Annotated in this window: 15 protein-coding genes; 4 read left to right on the top strand and 11 right to left on the bottom strand. The window is 61.4% G+C overall.

Going from position 1 to position 18,855, the window contains the following annotated elements; genetic code table 11:
- Positions 1-132 precede the first annotated feature (132 nt).
- On the top strand, positions 133-396 hold the full coding sequence (locus ACB034_RS09250; protein WP_026456982.1) for a GrxA family glutaredoxin: 264 nt from the start codon (positions 133-135) through the stop codon (positions 394-396).
- A 104-nt stretch (positions 397-500) separates the two neighbouring features.
- Here the strand turns inward: ACB034_RS09250 and ACB034_RS09245 are convergent, their stop codons facing one another.
- On the bottom strand, positions 501-1,346 hold the full coding sequence (locus tag ACB034_RS09245; protein ID WP_042025586.1) for an endonuclease/exonuclease/phosphatase family protein: 846 nt from the start codon (positions 1,344-1,346) through the stop codon (positions 501-503).
- 96 nt (positions 1,347-1,442) lie between these two features.
- Here ACB034_RS09245 and ACB034_RS09240 point away from each other — a divergent pair, with 96 nt between their 5' ends.
- On the top strand, positions 1,443-1,667 hold the full coding sequence (locus ACB034_RS09240) for a hypothetical protein (RefSeq protein ID WP_026458683.1): 225 nt from the start codon (positions 1,443-1,445) through the stop codon (positions 1,665-1,667).
- Here ACB034_RS09240 and yciA read toward each other — a convergent pair whose 3' ends face one another.
- The 5 genes from yciA to ACB034_RS09215 form a co-directional block, all read right to left on the bottom strand.
- Positions 1,668-2,072 (bottom strand): acyl-CoA thioester hydrolase YciA, encoded by a 405-nt coding sequence (gene yciA, locus ACB034_RS09235; RefSeq protein ID WP_042025585.1) that lies wholly within the window; start codon positions 2,070-2,072, stop codon positions 1,668-1,670.
- A gap of 60 nt (positions 2,073-2,132) precedes the next feature.
- Positions 2,133-2,966 (bottom strand): NAD-dependent epimerase/dehydratase family protein, encoded by an 834-nt coding sequence (locus tag ACB034_RS09230; protein ID WP_371172670.1) that lies wholly within the window; start codon positions 2,964-2,966, stop codon positions 2,133-2,135.
- A 425-nt stretch (positions 2,967-3,391) separates the two neighbouring features.
- Complete coding sequence (locus ACB034_RS09225; RefSeq protein WP_371172669.1) at positions 3,392-4,003, bottom strand: hypothetical protein; 612 nt, start codon at positions 4,001-4,003, stop codon at positions 3,392-3,394.
- A gap of 423 nt (positions 4,004-4,426) precedes the next feature.
- Positions 4,427-8,002 (bottom strand): pyruvate:ferredoxin (flavodoxin) oxidoreductase, encoded by a 3,576-nt coding sequence (nifJ, locus tag ACB034_RS09220; RefSeq protein WP_371172668.1) that lies wholly within the window; start codon positions 8,000-8,002, stop codon positions 4,427-4,429.
- Positions 7,999-9,645 carry an NAD(P)-binding protein gene (locus tag ACB034_RS09215; protein WP_371172667.1) on the bottom strand — a complete coding sequence of 549 codons (1,647 nt, stop codon included), beginning with the start codon at positions 9,643-9,645 and terminating at the stop codon, positions 7,999-8,001. The genes nifJ and ACB034_RS09215 overlap by 4 nt, the downstream gene beginning before the upstream one ends.
- 363 nt (positions 9,646-10,008) lie before the next feature.
- On the opposite strand from ACB034_RS09215, the gene ACB034_RS09210 reads away from it, so the two are divergent.
- Together ACB034_RS09210 and ACB034_RS09205 are read left to right on the top strand one after the other, a co-directional pair.
- A complete protein-coding gene (locus ACB034_RS09210; RefSeq protein ID WP_371172666.1) occupies positions 10,009-11,817 on the top strand; it encodes an MOSC N-terminal beta barrel domain-containing protein in 1,809 nt (602 codons plus the stop codon).
- 242 nt (positions 11,818-12,059) lie between these two features.
- On the top strand, positions 12,060-13,772 hold the full coding sequence (locus ACB034_RS09205) for a methyl-accepting chemotaxis protein (protein ID WP_371172665.1): 1,713 nt from the start codon (positions 12,060-12,062) through the stop codon (positions 13,770-13,772).
- Between the two features lie 59 nt (positions 13,773-13,831).
- Here the strand turns inward: ACB034_RS09205 and htpX are convergent, their stop codons facing one another.
- From htpX to bioB, 5 genes are all read right to left on the bottom strand, one after another.
- The gene (gene htpX / locus ACB034_RS09200; RefSeq protein WP_042025577.1) at positions 13,832-14,704 is read right to left on the bottom strand and encodes a protease HtpX; all 873 of its coding nucleotides are present in this window, start codon (positions 14,702-14,704) and stop codon (positions 13,832-13,834) included.
- A gap of 109 nt (positions 14,705-14,813) precedes the next feature.
- On the bottom strand, positions 14,814-15,491 hold the full coding sequence (gene bioD, locus ACB034_RS09195) for a dethiobiotin synthase (protein WP_124240368.1): 678 nt from the start codon (positions 15,489-15,491) through the stop codon (positions 14,814-14,816).
- Positions 15,492-15,562: 71 nt separating this feature from the next.
- A complete protein-coding gene (gene bioC / locus ACB034_RS09190; protein ID WP_371172664.1) occupies positions 15,563-16,384 on the bottom strand; it encodes a malonyl-ACP O-methyltransferase BioC in 822 nt (273 codons plus the stop codon).
- Positions 16,377-17,573 (bottom strand): 8-amino-7-oxononanoate synthase, encoded by a 1,197-nt coding sequence (bioF, locus tag ACB034_RS09185; RefSeq protein ID WP_371172663.1) that lies wholly within the window; start codon positions 17,571-17,573, stop codon positions 16,377-16,379. The genes bioC and bioF overlap by 8 nt, the downstream gene beginning before the upstream one ends.
- A complete protein-coding gene (gene bioB, locus ACB034_RS09180) occupies positions 17,570-18,667 on the bottom strand; it encodes a biotin synthase BioB (protein ID WP_371172662.1) in 1,098 nt (365 codons plus the stop codon). The genes bioF and bioB overlap by 4 nt, the downstream gene beginning before the upstream one ends.
- Between the last annotated feature and the right edge of the window lie 188 nt (positions 18,668-18,855).

Here is an 18,855-nt window from a genome sequence, read left to right as displayed (position 1 = left end):
AGCCACTCGCAGCAGGGTTGAGCCGATAGAGCCACTCGCAGCAGGGTATCGACAATTTCAGCTTTAAGTCAGCACGAGGCGAGGCTATGCTGGGCCCAGCCTCAATTAACGACCCCATAACGGAGAGATAAGATGTTTGCAGTGATTTTTGGTCGCCCGGGTTGCCCCTATTGTGTCCGCGCCAAGCAGATAGCCGAGCAGCTGGTCGAGCAGCGCGACGATTTCAAATTCCGCTACGTGGATATCCATGCAGAAGGCATCACCAAGGAAGATCTGGCCAAGAGCGCCGGCAAGCCGGTCAATACCGTGCCGCAGATCTTTCTGGACGAGCAGCACATCGGTGGCTGCACCGATTTCGAAGCCTACGCCAAAGAGCATCTGGGCCTCTACCAGTAATTCCTGCGGGTCATCCCGTGCTGGCAAGCCGCCAGCAGCGTATAAAAAATCCGGCGCCAATGGCGCCGGATTTTTTATGGGCAAAACTCGCACATCATCCCTTGTCAGGGAGTCAGCGACTGGGCCGCAAAGCGAGCGATGATGGGGTTGTGATCGGAGGAATCGGTCGCGGGCGAGCTCACCTCCACCAGGTCCAGATTGCGGTAGTAGAGGTGATCGAGCGGGCGGCCGAAGGCGGTGCGGCGCAAGTCGGGCACGGGCACGGCCTCCTGCAGGCCCAGCTCGTCCACCAGCTTGTTTAACCAGAACTGGCGCTTGTCGCTCCAGGTGTTGAAGTCCCCGGCCAGGATCACCGGTCCCTGATGGCGGCGCACCAGAGCGGTCAGATCATTGAGCTGCTCGCGGAAGGTGGCCATCCCCAGCTCGAAGTTGACCGCATGCAGATTGATCACCAGCACGCCGTCAGGATCGCCCTGTAGCGGATAGAGGCTCACCAGCCCGGACTTGGGGATGCGCAGCAGCGGCTCGGGGGAGCGCACGCCACAGACGAACGCCTGCGGGGTCTTGGCCACCGTCATCACGCCAAACGAAACGGAACCCTGGGTGAAGGCTTGCAACTGCTGCCACTGGAAATTCCCGGCGCGCAGCCAGTCGAGCATCTCGGGGCGGGTCGCCGACTCTTGCAAGAGCACCAGATCCTGCCCCTTGGCGTACTGGTCCATCCCCTCGCGCCAGTTCTTGCGCTGCCCCTTGTAGAGGTTCCACACGGTAATGCCAAACTCGCGCGGCAGCGCCGTGGTCGCCAGCGCCACCAGTGGCGGGCGCTGGCAATCGAGATCCGGCACGATTCCTTGCGCGGTCACCAGATGGTTCTGATCCGGCACGTCGAAACAGCCCACCAACCCCAGGGTCAGCAGAGAGGTACCCAGAATGCGATAACTATTTTTCATTGGCTACTTTGCATTGTGCTGTGACCATCACAAACGTCATGAGTGCCGACTAAGCTGATAAGTTCCCGTTCCGCTCAACCAGAAGGAGATGCCCCCATGGCGAAAGAACTCAGGTACAACGTGACGTTTTATGATCAACAAGGAAATTGTCATCAAGTGGAACTTGCCACCGTCTACCAGATCAGACGGGACCCGCAGTGCGATCTCTGCCTGTTTGACACCCTGCAATACGTCGGGTCGGAAGAGATGCTGGAACGCATGATACGGCAAAAAACCGGGCTTGAGCAGGAAATATCCATCATCAATGCCCGGTTGCTCTGATCACTCGCTCACCGGAACCGGGCGGGATTTGCCGTTTTCGTCGATGGCGACGTAGGTAAAGACCCCCTCGGTCACGCAGTAACGCTGGGCGTCGTTTTCACGCAGCACCGGCTTGACCCACACCTCCAGCTTGAGCTTCATGGAGCTGCGGCCGATCTTCATGCAGCGGCCGTAGCAGCAGACCACGTCCCCTACTTTAACCGGGCTGTGAAAGGTCATGCCCTCGACGGATACGGTACAAATACGTCCCTTTGCCAGCTCCTTGGCCATGATGCCCCCACCTATATCCATCTGGGACATGATCCAGCCACCAAAGATGTCGCCATTGGGGTTGGTATCGGCTGGCATCGCCAGAGTTCTCAGCAACAGCTCCCCATCGGGGTGACGTTGTGTATCTACCATCATTACTGCCTCTCTATCATGGATGGGCGGCATGATAGGGGGCGATCTGCCCCTTGGCAAACCTCAATTGCCACGGGCCGCCAGCTCGGCGAACCAGTGGGCCGGATCGGGCCAGCGATAGTTGAATCCCAGTTGCTCGCAGATGCGCAGCCCGTCGATGGGCAAAAACTCCCCGGCAGGCTCGATAAACACTGGCGCGGGCAACCCCAGCTGGCGCGCGGCAAAGGGATAGAACTGCTCGCGGCGCGGATGAACCGGCGCGCTCAGGTTGTAGGCATCCCCATCCTTGCCCCGTTCAAGCAGCAGCAGGCAGGCGGCCACCACATCGTCCAGATGGACCAGATTGACCGCCTGGGCGCCTCCTTCCAGGGTCTTGCCGGCCAAAAAACGCCCCGGATGACGATCCGGGCCATAGAGGCCGGAGGGGCGCACTATCATCACGCACTCGAAACCGGCCGCCTGCACCGCCTGCTCCGCCGCCAGCATCCGCTCGCCGCGGGCATGACGCGGCTTGGGTTGCTCCCCCTCCGCTTGGCCTGCGCCCCATACCGAGGTGGCACTGACAAACAGCACTCGCCGGGTGCCGTGCGCTTTGGCAAGCGCGCAGGCCTGCGCCACCGCTGCCGGATAATCGTCGGTCTTGCTTGGCGGTACGCAGATCACCAGGGTTTCACAGGGGATAGGCCACTGCTCTTTTTTATCAGCGACGGGCATATCGGCAGAAATCGTCAGCGGATGGGCATGGATCCCCTCCTCCTGCAGACGGGCCGCCTTCTCGGCGCTGCTGACCGTCACCGCCACCTGTTTGCCAGCTGCCAGCAGGGTCCGCGCCAGCGGCAAGCCCAACCAGCCCGCCCCCAGAATGCCGAACGTCCCGGCGATATGTTGCTCTGTCATCGTCCCCTTCTCCTGCTTGACGCTGTTTGCCCCGCAGCTTACCTACCTTGGAAGGAAAAGAAAGCCTCATTTGGCAGATAGAAAATGCGGCTAAAGAGGTATGATTAGGAGCAGACTATCGATTTCATACACTGAAAATGCAAAATTGATTAACTGGTCAAGCGCATACTTTACTTCTAAGTGATACTTTAATAGCTTCGGGAAGCTCGACATCATTTTCAATAATATTTATCGCCGACTCTAACCATGTAATGTCATCATCTCTGTATTGCTCCAGCTCTCTATAATTATCCTTAGCCAAGACTGTACACAATTGTTCTCTTACTGTGCCAGAGCATTCATGCATCGAATAAAACTCGATAAATTTATGAATAGCGTTAATTCGTTCCTCCCGATATTTAATATTTACCAATGAGATATCTTTACTATGAATTTCTTGCTGTCTCTCTCACCCACTGATAAAACTCTCTAACTTGAGTATGATAGTCATCAATTATTTTTCTAAGGTCTATGCTATCTCCCTGTGCTCTGATAAATCTTTTAGCCATAGATTTTATACTACTGGACTTAAGCAGCTCTGTTGAATCAATAGTAACAGAGAAGATAAAACCTTCATTCGATTGCGAGTCGAACCTCATTACAGTACCAATTGATGGTAATTTTTCATGCTGGCAGTAAGTTCTTAAAAATTCTATAAACTTACTTAGTGTGTTTTCATCAAAACGAGCTTTGACTTCTACTTCATAGTCATCAAACATATGTTCATTTTCTTTATACACCCTACGATACAAAACCCTTGAGTGATCGATTAAAGATTTTGCGGCACATACATAATTATGTAGCTTAAAACCAAGATGAGTTAGTACCTCTTCCAATTTCCAGCGATTAACCACCGCGAATAGCTCAAGCCCAACCTTTTCATTACACAAAAAATCAATTACAGATATAAGCTCCTGATAATTACTGTCAAATAACCTTAACGAATAGTCGAAATGTTTTAAGAGTTCAATTCTATTCTTTGCTTCATCTAAACTCATTGTAATACCTTGTACTGGCATAGGAAAAAGTGAATTATAATGATAATTCCCAATTACTAACAAATGAAGGAGAAGTTAAAGGAAGCAAATTTCAATCCAATTTAAATCCGTACTTTTTTCTATTTAGAGCTTCTTCCTGTCTTGAAATGTAGTTCAATTTTACAACTCCTTTTCATCTCACCCAATAATGACACGATAATAAACAACGCTCACCCAAATAAATCTGGCATCTCTTTCACAATGGTTTCTTGCTCTGCCCCCTACAACTCAAACCTACTATATCAAAATCATTGTAAAAATATCGCTATTACAATAACCATGCTTATGGCCAAGTAGATTAGCATTTCCCTTATAAATACATCCCACGCATCCCCCAAAAAGCGGGCCATTGGCCCGCTTGGTTATATTTCACCCACCCTGCAATCACACCGGCGGATGGAACTGGCTGGCCTCGCGGGTGGCCATCTCCTCGTAGATGGCCCATTTCTGCCACGCCACCTGCTGCGCCACCTGCATCAACCGTTCGGCCTCCTCCGGGTGGCTCTGGGCCAGCACCCGGTAACGGGTCTCCTCGGCCCGGTAGTCGGCGAGCGGAATGGAGGGGCGCAGGCTGTCGAGGCTAAAGGGGTTCTGCCCCGCACTGCGCAATACCGGGTTGTAGCGCATCAGCGGCCAGTGCCCGGAGGCCACGGCGCGTTTTTGCTGGGTCAGCCCCTGCTCCATATCGATGCCGTGGGCGATGCAGTGGCTATAGGCGATGATAAGGGACGGGCCCGGATAGGCCTCGGCCTCGCGCAACGCTTGCAGCGCCTGCTGCGGGTTGGCACCAAAGGCGATGCGAGCCACATAGACGTTGCCATAGGAGATGGCCTGCAATGCCACATCCTTCTTGGCCAGCGTCTTGCCCCCCGCCGCAAACTTGGCGACGGCACCGAGCGGCGTCGATTTCGACATCTGGCCGCCGGTGTTGGAGTAGACCTCGGTATCCATCACCAGCACGTTCACATCCCGCCCGGAGGCGAGCACATGATCGAGCCCTGCCGAGCCGATGTCATAGGCCCAGCCATCGCCGCCGATGATCCAGACCGAGCGGCGCACCAGCTGATCGATAAGCGAGAGCAGCTCCTGGGCCCGGCTGGAACGCACCTCTTCCAATCTTTCGCGCACCTGCGCCACCCGGCCTCGCTGGGCGCGGATCTCCGACTCCAGCCGCTGCGGGGCGTTGATGAGGGTGTCGACCAGCGTCTCCCCAAGCTCCCCCTTCATGGCCTGCAGCGCCGCCACCGCCTGGGCGTGGTGCTGATCGGCTGTGAGACGGAAGCCAAAGCCAAACTCGGCGTTGTCCTCAAACAGGGAGTTCGACCAGGCCGGCCCCTTGCCTTCACCATTCTTGGCCCAGGGGGTAGTCGGCAAGTTGCCGCCATAGATGGAGGAGCAGCCGGTGGCGTTGGCCACCAGCATGCGATCGCCAAATAGCTGGGTCAGCAGCTTCAGATAGGGCGTCTCGCCACAGCCCGCGCAGGCGCCGGAGAACTCGAACAGGGGCTCGAGGAACTGGGCGCCGCGCACCGTGGAAAAATCCACCCGCTCACGGGCAGGCCAGGGCAGGCTCTCGAACCAGTGCAGTGCCTGCTTCTGGCCGGCCAGATGCGGCGCCTTGTCCATCATGACGATGGCGCGCTCCCCTTCGTGCTCTTCATCGGCACCGGCTCGCACCGGGCAAGCCTGCACGCACTGGCCGCAACCGGTGCAATCCTCCGGATAGAGCTGCAAGGTGTAGCGGCTGTCGGGGAAGCCCCTGGCGGTCACCGGCACCGACTGCGCCGCCTCGGGGGCGCTCGCCAGCCAGTCCTGGTGATAGAACTTGGCCCGCAGCGCCGCGTGGGGGCAGACGAAGACGCAGTTGCCGCACTGGATGCAGATCTCCGAATGCCAGATAGGGATCTCGCGGGCGATATCCCGCTTCTCGAAGCGGCTGGTGGCGGTGGGGTAAGTGCCATCCACCGGCAGCATGGAGACGGGGATCAAATCGCCGCGCCCCGCCAGCATCTCGCCTGTGACCCGCTGGACAAACTCGCTGCCGCCGGGGGCCAGGGGCAGCGGATAGTCGCCCGCCTCGTCCTCCCCGTCCGGAATGCTCACCCGGTAGAGGTGAGCCAGGGTATCGTCCACCGCCGCGAAGTTGTGCGCCACCACCTCGGGCCCCTTGCGGGCATAGCTCTTCTCGATGCTCTCCTTGATGAGCGCGATCGCCTCATCCCGCGGCAAGATGCCGGCCAGGGCGAAGAAGCAGGTCTGCATCACGGTGTTGATGCGATTGCCCATGCCGTTTTGCTCGGCCACCCGATCCCCGTCGATGCAGTAGAGCTGGATATTGAGGGCGCGAATGCGGGCGCGCAGCCGCTCGGGCAGCTGCTCCCACACCACATCGGCCTCAAAAGGTGCGTTAAGCAGCAGGGTTGCCCCTTCTGCGGCGTGTTCGAGCAGGTCTACCGACTCCACAAAGCCCCACTGGTGGCAGCCGATAAAGCTCGCCTGCTCGATAAGCCAGGGGGCGTCGATGGGCTCGGGGCCAAAGCGCAGATGGGAGACGGTGCGCGAGCCCGACTTCTTGGAGTCGTAGACGAAGTAGCCCTGGGCGTGGAAGCCCTCCAGCTCGCCGATGATCTTGATGCTGTTCTTGTTGGCGCCGACTGTGCCGTCGGCGCCGAGGCCGAAGAAGAGCGCCCGCACCCGGCTGGCAGGCTCCAGATCGCCGATGGGGTGCCAGGCCAGACTGAGGCCGGAGACGTCATCCACAATCCCCACGGTAAAGCGCGGGCGCGGCGCATCGGAGGAGAGCTCCTCAAACACGGCGGCGCACATGGCGGGGGTGAACTCTTTGGAAGACAAACCGTAGCGACCGCCACTGAGCCAGGGCAGGCGCTTGACAAGGCCGCGCTGCAGACCGTCGATAAGGGCGCTTTGCACATCCAGCAGCAGCGGCTCACCGCCCGCCCCCGGCTCCTTGGTGCGATCCAGCACCGCCATGCGTCGCACGCTGGCAGGTAGCGCATCGAGCAGCGCCTGCACCGGGAAGGGGCGATAGAGGCGCACCACCAGCACCCCGGTCTTGCGATCCTGCTGGTTGAGCCAATCTACCGTGGTGCGGGCGGTGGCCGCCCCCGACCCCATCAGCACGATGACGTCGGTGGCATCGGGGGCGCCGTGATACTCCACCAGCTGGTAGTGACGGCCGGTCAGCTTGCCAAGGCTCTCCATGCACTGCTGCACCCGGGCCGGCACCGCCTCGTAGAAGGGGTTGACGCTCTCGCGGGACTGGAAATAGGTATCCGGGTTCTGGGCAGTGCCGCGCATCACCGGATGATCCGGGTTGAGCGCCCGGGCGCGGTGGGCGCGCACCCAGTCGTTGTCGATAAGGGCGCGGATCTCGTCCCGGTGCAGGGCCACTATCTTGTTCACCTCGTGGGAGGTGCGAAAACCGTCGAAGAAGTGAATGAAGGGCACCCGGCACTGCAGGGTGACGCTGTGGGCAATCAGCGCCAGATCCTGCGCCTCCTGCACCGAACCGGAGGCGAGCATGGCAAAGCCGGTGCTGCGCGCCGCCATCACGTCCTGATGATCGCCAAAAATCGAGAGCCCCTGCGCCGCCAGCGAACGGGCCGCCACATGAAACACCGCCGAGGTCAATTCGCCGGCGATCTTGTACATGTTGGGCAGCATCAGCATCAGCCCTTGACTCGCGGTGAAGGTGGTGGCGAGCGCCCCCGCCTGCAGGGCGCCGTGGACCGTACCGGCCGCCCCCCCTTCGCTCTGCATCTCCACCACGGTGGGGATGTTGCCCCAGAGGTTGGTCTGCCCCTCCGCCGCCCAGGCATCGGCGAGCTCCGCCATGGTCGAGCTCGGGGTGATGGGGTAGATGGCACACACTTCGCTCAGCTGGTACGCCACCCAGGCTGCGGCCTCGTTGCCGTCAACCATGATCAGTTCGTGTTTCATAGGGACTCCTGTGGTTGGCGCAGCTCGATGGCGTGGCAGGGACACTGGTCGTGGCAGGCGCCGCAGCCGGTGCAGCGTTCGGCATCCACCCGATAACCGTGGCCCGGCCCCAGTTTCTCGATGGCCTGCTCGGGGCAGCTGCCGTAACAGCCGTCACACTCGAAGCAGTTGCCACAGGAGTAGCAGCGCGCCGCCTCGTAGCGGGCCGCCGTTTCGTCCAGCCCGCCGATGATCTCGCCAAAGTCGTCCCGCGCCCAGGTCGGTTTCACCGGCTGGCTGCTGGCGGGCGCATGGGTCTGGAACCAGAGCTGCAACTGCTCCGGCCCCACCAGCGGATAGGAGAGCATCTTCTGGTAGTGGCGCCCCCGCAGCCAGGCATCCATGTGGCGCGCCGCCTTCTTGCCGTGGCCGGTGGCAATGGTGACGGTGCGCTCGGAGGGCACCATGTCGCCGCCGGCAAAGAGGCCCGGTACGTCGGTCATCAGGTTTTCGCCAACCTGCACCACCCCATCCCGGTTGACCCGCACGCCCGGGATGCTTTCAAGCACGGAGAGGTCTACCTCCTGACCCAGCGCCAGAATGAGGGAGTCAGCTTCCAGAGTCTCGAACTGGCCGGTGGGCACCGGCTTGCCCTCTGCATCCAGCGCCATCACCTCCACCTCTATGTTGGTGTTGTCGAGCTGGCGGATGCTGCGCAGCCAGTTGATCTTGATCCCCTCCTCCTCGGCCTCGTCAGCCTCGAAGGCGTGGGCCGGCATATGATCCCGGTCGCGGCGATAGATGATCATCGCCTCCTCCACTCCGAGGCGGCGGGCGGTGCGGGCCGCGTCCATGGCGGTGTTGCCGCCACCATAGATGGCTACCCGGCGCCCCAGTTTGGGAAGCGGCAGCCCCTGCTCTTCGGCCAGGCTTGCCTGCTCGAGAAAGCTCACCGCATCGAGGATCTTGCCCGCCTCCCGGGCCGGAATGTCGACCCGCTTGGCCAGATGGGCGCCGATGGCCATAAAGACGGCGTCAAAGCCCCCCTCGTCGCGCTCACGCAGCACATCCTCCACCTTGTGGTTGAGGGTCAGCGTCACCCCGGCGGCCAGAATGCGGGCCACCTCCCGATCCAGCACGTCGCGGGGCAATCGATAGGCGGGAATGCCAAAGCGCAGCATGCCGCCGGCGAGCGGGCCCGCCTCGCGGATCTCCACCTGATGGCCGAGCCGATTGAGGTGCCAGGCACAAGAAAGCCCGGAGGGGCCCGCCCCTATGATCAGCACCTTCTTGCCACTGGCGGGCGCGGGGGGCGCAGGCTGCCAGCCCTGGGCCAGCGCCTCGTCACCGAGAAAGCGTTCGATGGCGTGAATGGAGACGGCTTCGTCCACTTGGGCGCGGTTGCAGGCGCTCTCGCAGGGGTGATAACAGACCCGCCCGTGGACGGCAGGCAGAGGATTTTCTTCGATCAGGGTCTGCCAGGCCGCTTCAAAGCGCCCGGCCTGGGCCAGGGAGAGCCAGGCTTGAATGTTTTCACCGGCCGGGCAGGCGTGATTGCAGGGTGGCAGGGCCGGCCGCCAAACGGGTAGCCGGGTACGCACCGGGCCTGTTCCCGTTTTCAGGGAGAGATCCGGCAATGGGGTCATATCCAGTTGTTTGCTCATACATTGCTTTCTTCTTGTTGTGGGACAGGCCCCATCCGAATGCGCTTGATACCGTGTAGCCTGGGCAGACGGTGGCCGGAGGGGGAAGAAGCGAAAGCGTCAGAAACTGGAAGCTGACCCGATAGTGGACTGTTTTTTGTACGCCTTGGCCGATCGGGATCAAAAAATGTTGCATTTTATGGGCAATCGCGTCCGAATTGTGACCCATGTAACCCCCATGCAAACGGGTCGTCATCGTGAACGCGCCAGCGGCTTGTCATCGCCAGCCCCAAAATCCGCAACCAGCCGCAATTGCCGCTCACGCCATAAACCGTTATGTTGCCCTCTTCCCGGGCAACGCAGCCACGTCACAAGGAGCCGGACATGCCAACCCTCGACAGCATTCATCTCTATCCCGTCAAATCGACTGCAGGCATGGCGCTGACCCGCGCCCGGGTCACCGAGGAGGGTCTGCTGGGGGATCGCCGCTACATGGTGGTAAAGCCCGATGGCACCTTCATCACCGCACGCACTCACCCCCAGCTGCAACAAGTGCAGGCCACCCCCATTGATGGCGGCCTGCTGCTGCGCTATCCGGGGTTCGAGCCGCTCACCCTGCTGGAGACCGAGTTCAGCCTGACCCCGCAGGCCACCGGCGTCTGGAAGGACAACTTCAATGCCCTGCACACCCACGCCTGGGCCGATGCATGGTTAAGCCGGGTGGCAGGGGAAAGGGTGCAGCTGCTCTGGCTTGGCGAAGAGTCTGCCCGCTTTCGGGAGAAGACAGGCACCCGGGTCAGCTTTGCCGATGGCTATCCCTTGCTGCTTATCAGCCAGGGTTCGCTTGAGGATCTCAACCTGAGATCCGATGCTCTGCACCAGATGAGTCAGTTTCGCACCAACCTGGTGGCGAGCGGCACTCGCCCCTTCGAGGAGGACAGCTGGAAGCGGATCCGCATCGGCGAGGTGGAGTTTCTGGTGGCCAAGCCGTGCAGCCGCTGCATCATGACCACGGTGGAGCCTGGCACGGATCGCTTCAATGCCCTGAAAGAGCCGCTGGCCACCCTCACCCGCTACCGCCGGGGCGAGGATGGAGAGGTCTATTTCGGCCAGAATCTGGTAGCCCTGAACGAGGGGTGGATCGAGGCGGGCAGCGAGATAGAGGTGCTGGAGCGCGCCCGCGCCCCCGTCTATCCCAACGCGGCCCCGAAAAAACGCGAGCTGGTGTGCGTGGCCCGCGAGCCCCTGGCCCGGGATCTGGAGACCTTCTGGTTCGAGGCGGCCGACGGCGAGCCCCTACCGGATTATCTGCCGGGTCAGCACCTGCCCATCAGCCTGGATATCAAAAACGAGCGCATTCAGCGCCGCTATACCCTGAGCGCCAGCCCGGATCAGCCGGAGCGTTACAGCATCAGCGTCAAAAAGGTGGCCGATGGCCGCATCTCCCACTGGCTGCACCAGCAGTTGCAGGTGGGTGACCGTCTGCTGGCAAGCGACCCGGCCGGAGAATTTCACCTGGGGACAGGACGGTCCTTGCTGTTGCTTTCGGCAGGTTCGGGGGTGACCCCCATGCTCTCCATCGCCCGTACCTTAGGCTTGCGCGGGGAGCTTGGGGATGTTCACTTTATGCACCTGTGCCGCAGCGAGGCGGACATTCCGGCCGCCAACGAGTTGCACGCCATGGCGCGCCAGGGGATGACCCTCACCCTGATCCTGAGCCAGCCCGATGAGCACTGGCAGGGGCTCAAGGGACGGCTTGCCGATGAACACCTCAAACAGGTGAAAGAGCTGGCAGGACGCGACGTGTTTGTCTGCGGTCCCCACGGCTTTATGGCCGATGCCACGGCTCGCCTGCTGGGGTTGGGCGTTGCCGCCGAACGCATCCAGCAGGAGAGCTTTGGTGGCGCCATTCTCTCGGTCGCTCGTCCCCATCAGGCGGTGCAGCTGCGCATCGGCGAGCGCGCCTTTGCCGGCAACAATCAGGGCACCGTGCTGGATCAGGCCCACAAGCAGGGTGTGGAGCTGCCCTGGAGCTGCCGCGCAGGGATCTGCGGCAGCTGCAAGCAGACCCTGCTCGAGGGCGAGGTGGAGCACCCGGATGCCCCCGCCATCACGGCCGCCGAGCGGGCCGAAGGCAAGATCCTCACCTGCTGCGCCGTGCCGCTCACCGATCTGGTGATCGGCCCCCGTTAATCACAAGGCCGGGAGCCTGGCTCCCGGCGCCCTTGTTCCGCTTGCGTTCCCTCTTTATCTCCCTGCTTCAACTCCCTGCTTCGTAATCTCTCTCCCGGCGTCACATCGTTTTTCTTGGCCTGCGCCCTGCTCCGTCCGACCAGCCACCTATACTCACAACAAAAATAAAACCCCATCAAGACAGCGGGTTCTGCCGTCTGCCCAAGGGGGTATCTTTGGCGCGAATAAGGAACGCTCAGACCATGGAACAAAACAGACCCGCCTTTCAGCTCAACCTGCTGCTGTCGGTTGTCACCCTGATCCTGCTGTCACTGGTATTTTTTGCCTACAGCTGGTCGGAAAGCAGGCTCGAACACAACTATCAACAACGCTACCAATCCTATCTGCTGGCCGACGAACTGCGGCAATCCTCCGACGATCTGACCCGGCTGGCCCGCACCTATGTGATCACCAAGGATCCCGCCTACGAACAGCAGTACATGCGGATCCTGGCCATTCGCAACGGGGAGCAGAACCGGCCGCAAGGCTACAACCGCATCTATTGGGATTTTGTCGCCGCCACGGGCCAGAACCCGCGCCCCGACAGCGGGCTGCGCCGCAGCCTCATCGATCTGATGAAGGACACCGGCTTTACCGAAGAGGAGATGGCCAAACTCAACGAGGCCAAAAACAACTCGGATGCCCTGGTCAACACCGAGGTGGCCGCCTTCAAGCTGGTGCAGCAACAGGATGGAGATCTGGCCGGCAACCAGCAACAGGCGATCGCCATGATGCATGACAAGGCCTATCACCAGAACAAGGGGCGCATCATGTCTCCCATCGATGACTTCTACGTCTTGATGGAGACCCGCACCCAGCAAGCGGTGGATGACGCGGCAAGCCTCGCGACCATGTTGCGCTACCTCTTCATCGCCCTGGGTCTGGTGTTGATGTTCTTCCTGTGGCGCACCTACAAGGCGCTGCTCGATCTGGTCGGTACTTCGGTCGATCAGCTCAGAAGCGAGCTGAACAACCTGGCACAGGGGGATTTCTCTCGCCCGATCAAGGTACCGAACGGGGCCAAAGATAGCCTGATCGCGCTGCTGGCCGGCATGCAGACCACCCTCAAGGGGATCATTGCCCAGGTCTCCCACTCCAGCGGCGAGCTGTCGGAGTCGGCTGACAGCATTGCCCAGATTGCCGAGCAGACGGCCCACTTCGCCACCTCCCAGCAAAGCAGCACCCAGACCATGGCGGCCGCCATCGAAGAGCTGGTGGTGAGCATCAGCCACCTCTCCGACAACGCCACCCACGCCGACGAGCTGAGCAAGGTCTCCGCCGATACCCTGGAACAGGGCGCCGGCGTCATCAAGCAGACCCTCGACAGCATAGAGAACATCTCGAGCACGGTGGGGGATGCCGCCAGCAGTCTTGCCGACCTCAACAACCATACCCAGCAGATCTCCGACATCATCGAGGTGATCCGCGGCATCGCCGATCAGACCAACCTGCTGGCCCTGAACGCCGCCATCGAGGCGGCTCGGGCCGGGGAGCAGGGGCGCGGCTTTGCCGTGGTGGCCGACGAGGTGCGCAACCTCGCCAGCCGCTCGGCGGCCTCGACCCAGCAGATCACCGGCATGATAGGCAAGATCCAGAGCGGTGCGGATACCTCCATCCGCAGCATGGAGCTCACGGTCAACAACGTCTCGCGCGGGGTGAGCCTGGCCAACCAGACCGGTGAGGCCATCGCCAGCATCCAGAGCCACGCCGCCAACCTGACCGGCCTGATGGGGGAGATCAGCCACACCCTGCGCGAGCAATCCACTGCCGCCAACGAGGTGGTCTCCACCGTGGGCAATATCACCTCCCTCTCCGAACAGTCGGGCGAGGCGGCGCGCCACGTCTCCCAGGAGGCGGCCAAGCTCAAGCAGCTGTCACGGCTGCTGCGCCAGGAGATGGCCCACTTCAAGCTCTGAGCCCGGGGCCTAAAAGCAAAACGGCTGCCCGAGGGCAGCCGTTTTTCATGGCAGGTCGCTTAACCGCGCAGGGCGGCGATGCGCTGCTCGATGGGCGGGTGGCTCATGAACAGCTCGCTCATGGAGCGCTTGCCGTTGATGCCGAAGGCCATCATGGCGCCTTCCATCTGCGGCTCGGCACCGCGGGAGAGACGCTCGAGGGCGGCGATCATCTTGTCGCGGCCGGCCAGCTTGGCGGCGCCGGCGTCGGCGCGGAACTCACGCTGACGGCTGAACCACATGACGATCATGGAGGCCAGCACGCCGAACACCATCTCCAGCACGAATACGGTGATCATGTAGGCAAAACCACCGGTGCTGCTGCTCTCTTCCTCATTGTTGGAGCTGAAGAAGTTGCTGATGACGCCGGCCACGATACGGGCGAAGAACATTACGAAGGTGTTCACCACACCCTGGATCAGGGTCAGGGTCACCATGTCGCCGTTGGCCACGTGGCTCACCTCGTGGGCCAGCACGGCTTCCGCCTCGTCGCGGCTCATGCTGTAGAGCAGACCGGACGAAACAGCGACGAGCGAGTCGTCACGACGGGCGCCGGTGGCGAACGCGTTCATCTCGGGGGAGTCGTAGATCCCCACTTCCGGCATCTTGATGCCGGCTTCACGGGCCTGACGAGCCACAGTGCTCACCAGCCAGTGCTCGGTCTCGTTGCGGGGCTGTTCGATGACCTGGACGCCATAGCTGCGCTTGGCCATCCACTTGGACATCAGCAAGGAGATGAAGGAGCCCCCAAAACCGAACACGGCACAGAATACCAACAGACCGGAAATGCTGGACTTGTTGATCCCCAGAACCGAGAACAGGATGTTGAGTACCACCCCCAGCACCAGCATGACGGCCAGGTTGGTCACCAGGAATAGCATTATTCGCTTCATATAGACTCCTTGTGAAAATAAGGGACATGGGCGGGGAAAACGGATCTCTCCTGCCCATGTTAATGCCCACATTCTAGGAAAATTCGATGAATGTTCGCTGAATGTGTCGTCACAGCAGTGGGGAGATATCCAGCCGTCCCTGCAAATTCGCTTCAAGTGGATTGTTTACAAAGGGAATTTCACCCAAAAACGGAGCAGGTATCAAGCCTCTCAAGGTGTCCAGATTTTCCTGATAGTGGCTCATGGCGCCATGCAGCCGGTTGATAACCCAGCCCGCCACCGGCAAGTTGTCGTTGCGAATGGCGGCAAAAGTGAGCAGCGCATGGTTGAGACAGCCCAGCTTGGCTCCCACTACCATGATCACCGCCATGTTCTCCTGCTTCACCCAGTCCGACATCAGATGCTGGCGATCCAGCGGCAGATACCAGCCTCCCGCCCCTTCCACCACGGTCAGCTCGGCCCCGGCCTGCTCAATCTTGCGCAGCCCCTCGCTGATCCCCTGCATGTCGATGGGCTGGCGCACTTCGCTGGCGGCGATATGGGGGGCGATGGGGGGCTCATAGGCAAACGGATTGACCAGATCGTAAGGCAGCGCAAGGCTCGCCGCCTCCTGCAAGAGCACGGCGTCGAGGTTGCGAAGCCCGTCCGGAGTGCGGGCACAGCCCGCCGATACCGGCTTGTAACCCGCGCAGCGGATACCCTGGGCGCTGAACTCCCTAAGCAGGGTGCGGGCCACCAGGGTCTTGCCCACGTCGGTATCGGTGCCGGTAATAAAAAATGATTTCATCTTCTTCTCTCCCTGGCGTGACAGCGAGCTCACTGCCCCTGCCACGCCGCAATTCCAACATCCGCTTCGCGTCAGACCGGTTTGTCGATCCGGCCAAGACAGACCCGATAGCTGGCGACCAGCTGGCCATCCGGCTGGCGAAAGGCCTCGTAGGCTTGGCCAAGACGCTGCAAGCGGGCGCGGCCGCTCAGACCGGCGCCGCTGTTGGCCTGGTTGTCGTTGACCTCATTGGCGCCGATGCCCTTGAGATCACGCAGCAGCTGGGTCACGTCAAGATAGGCAAGATCCCAGGTCTGACACTGCAAGCGGGGAGCGGTGACCCCGGCAGCCGCCAGCGCCTGCTCCAATTGTGGCAGGCTGAGGAAGCGATTGACATGGGCACGGCCGTCCACCTGTTGCCAGGCGGTGCGCAGTTGCCAGAGTGACTCGTCCAGCAGGGTGGAGAAAAAGAGCTGGCCACCGGGTCTGAGCACCCGCATCAGCTCGCCAAAGGCCTGGGCCGGCCGCTCGCACCACTGCAACGCCAAGCTGGAGAAGACCCAATCAAATGCCTCGTCGGTAAAGGGCAACTGCTCGGCATCGCCGCACACCAGGCGGGCGCCGCTGCCGCGCTCCGCGGCCCGGGCCAGCATGCCGGGGGCGAGATCCAGCCCCACCAGGCTCTGACAGCGATCGGCGAGTGCGGGCAGAAAATATCCGGTGCCGCAGCCGAGATCCAACCCGGCGCGGGCCACATCACATCCAACCAAACTGGTCGGCCCCTGCGGCATCAATCCCAACAGCGCCTGCCCCACCTCCTGCTGAAAGCGGGCGTGGGCATCGTAGTGTCGGGCGGCGGCGCCGAAGCGGCGGGCGAGGCGGGCCTTGTCGACCGACTGAAAACGCTCATGCATCCTGGGTGCCTCCCGCGCTGTAGACAAAGGGGCAAGGGCCGAGGGCATCAAGCAGCCGATCGATATCCTCATCGCGGTGAGCGGCGCTCAAGGTGATGCGAAGACGCGCCGTGCCGACCGGCACAGTGGGCGGACGGATGGCGCCGGCCCAGATGCCACACCCTCGCAGCCTATCGGCCAATTGCAAGGCGGCACTGCTTTCCCCCACCAGCAGCGGCTGGATGGGGGTATCGCTCGCGCCAAGCTGCCAACCCAATGTCTGCGCCCCTTGCCGAAAGCGGGCGATAAGGCGAACAAGTCGGGCACGGGACTCGTCGGCCCCGCGCACCAGCTCGATGCTTTTAGTGATCGCGCAGGCCTGAGCCGCCGGCATATGGGTGCTGTAGACATAGTGGCGAGCGAAGTTCACCAGATACTCCACCAGCTCACGGCTGCCGCCGACAAAGGCGCCAGCTACCCCGAGCGCCTTGCCAAAGGTGCCCATCTGGATGTGCACTCGGGCAGGATCAACCCCCTGGGCCGCCAGGGTGCCACGCCCCTCGGCTCCCAGCACGCCGAGGCCGTGGGCGTCGTCAATCATCAGCCAGTTGCCGCTTCGGGCGGCCAGGGCTGCGAGCTCGCGCCAGGGGCCCTGATCCCCGTCCATGCTGAACACCCCTTCCGAGACGATGAGCCCGCGGTTTGGCTCAAGCAACCGTTCAAGAGCCGCCATATCGTTGTGGCCAAAGCGCTTCATCTTGCAGGGAAGCTGGCTGCCCATCTCCTGCAGGGAGGCGTGGTTTAGCCTGTCTTGCCACAGCAAATGATCCTTGCCGAGCAAGGCTTTCAGCACCGCCTGATTGGCGGAAAAGCCGCAGTTGAACAGCAGTACCGCCTCCAGCCCCAGCCACTCGGCCAGCGTCTCTTCCAGCTGCTGATGAGCGCGGCTGTAGCCGGTCACCAGCGGCGAGGCGCCCGCGCCCGCGCCATAACGCTCAATTCCCTCTTTGAAGGTAGCCTTGATGGCGGGGTGACCGGCAAGCCCCAGATAGTCGTTGGCAGAGAAGTTGAGGTACTCTCGCCCCGCCACCCTGAGTCGCCCACCGCTCGCCCCGTCGGTGGCTGCGCGGCTGCGTAGCAGGGCGGCCTGCTCACGTGCTGCCAGCGCCTCTCCCAGCGCAAAGGGGCTATTTACAACGGGGGCGTTCATGAGCGAACGCCGTTGGCACTGGGGGTCTTCGTTTTGGTGGCGTCATAGAAGAGATCCCTTGGCTCGCTCTGGCGACTCACCTCGGCCAGCAGTTCTTCTTCTTGCACCTGATCCGGCTTCTGGGCCCGCTGGGCGGGGCGAATGCCGAGCCGCTTGAACAGCTGCATGTCGCTGTTTTCGTCGGGATTCGGGGTGGTCAGCAGCTTGCAGCCATAAAAAATCGAATTTGCCCCCGCCATAAAGCACATGGCCTGCATCTGCTCGTTCATCTTCTCCCGTCCGGCTGAGAGGCGCACATGGGAGGCCGGCATCATGATGCGCGCCACGGCGATGGTGCGGATAAATTCGAACGGATCGAGATTTTCCTGGTTCTCCAGCGGCGTCCCCTTCACCTTGACCAGCATGTTGATGGGTACACTCTCCGGGTGGCGCGGCAGGTTGGCCAGCGCCATCAAGAGGCCCGCCCGATCCTTGGCCTGCTCCCCCATGCCGACGATACCACCGGAGCAGACCTTCATGCCGGCGCTGCGCACGTGCTCCAGGGTATCGAGTCTGTCCTGATAGGTGCGGGTGGTGATGATGTCGCCGTAAAACTCCGGCGAGGTGTCGAGGTTGTGATTGTAGTAATCAAGGCCGGCGGCACCGAGGCGCGCCGCCTGATCGGCGGTGAGCATCCCCAACGTCATGCAGGTCTCCATGCCGAGCCCGCGCACCTCCTCGATCATCCGCAGGATGTAGGGCATGTCTTTTTCTTTGGGGTTGCGCCAGGCCGCCCCCATGCAGAAACGCGACGAGCCGTTGGCCTTGGCTTCGCGGGCCCGCTCCAGCACCTTCTCCACCTCCATCAGCCGCTCGGCCTCGAGGCCGGTGTGATAGCGGGCGCTCTGGGGGCAGTACTTGCAATCCTCCGGGCAGGCGCCGGTCTTGATGGAGAGCAGGGTGCTCACCTGCACCTCGTTGGGATCGAAATGGACGCGGTGCACAGTCTGGGCCTGGAACAGCAGATCGTTGAATGGCAGGGCAAACAGGGCCTGAACCTCGGCGAGGGTCCAGTCGTGACGAAGGGCGTGGCCGCCCCGGGTGAGAGCATTCATACATGGCTTCCGGTTGTGATAGATGGGATCCTGCGCCGCCTCCCTGGAGTGCGTGCAAAATCCGCCAGCGGGCCCGGGCGAGCAAAAGTGCGCGCAGGGCCAAGTGGCTGAAATTGTTGGCTAGTGTAGAGAGCGGGCGTAGACTGTCAACACCGACCAGATCTCATAAATTGACAACAGAACGATAA

Source organism: Aeromonas sp. S18(2024) (assembly GCF_041402525.1).
GTDB classification, from domain to species: Bacteria; Pseudomonadota; Gammaproteobacteria; order Enterobacterales; family Aeromonadaceae; genus Aeromonas; species Aeromonas enteropelogenes.
This window is presented reverse-complemented; position numbering and strand designations above follow the sequence as displayed.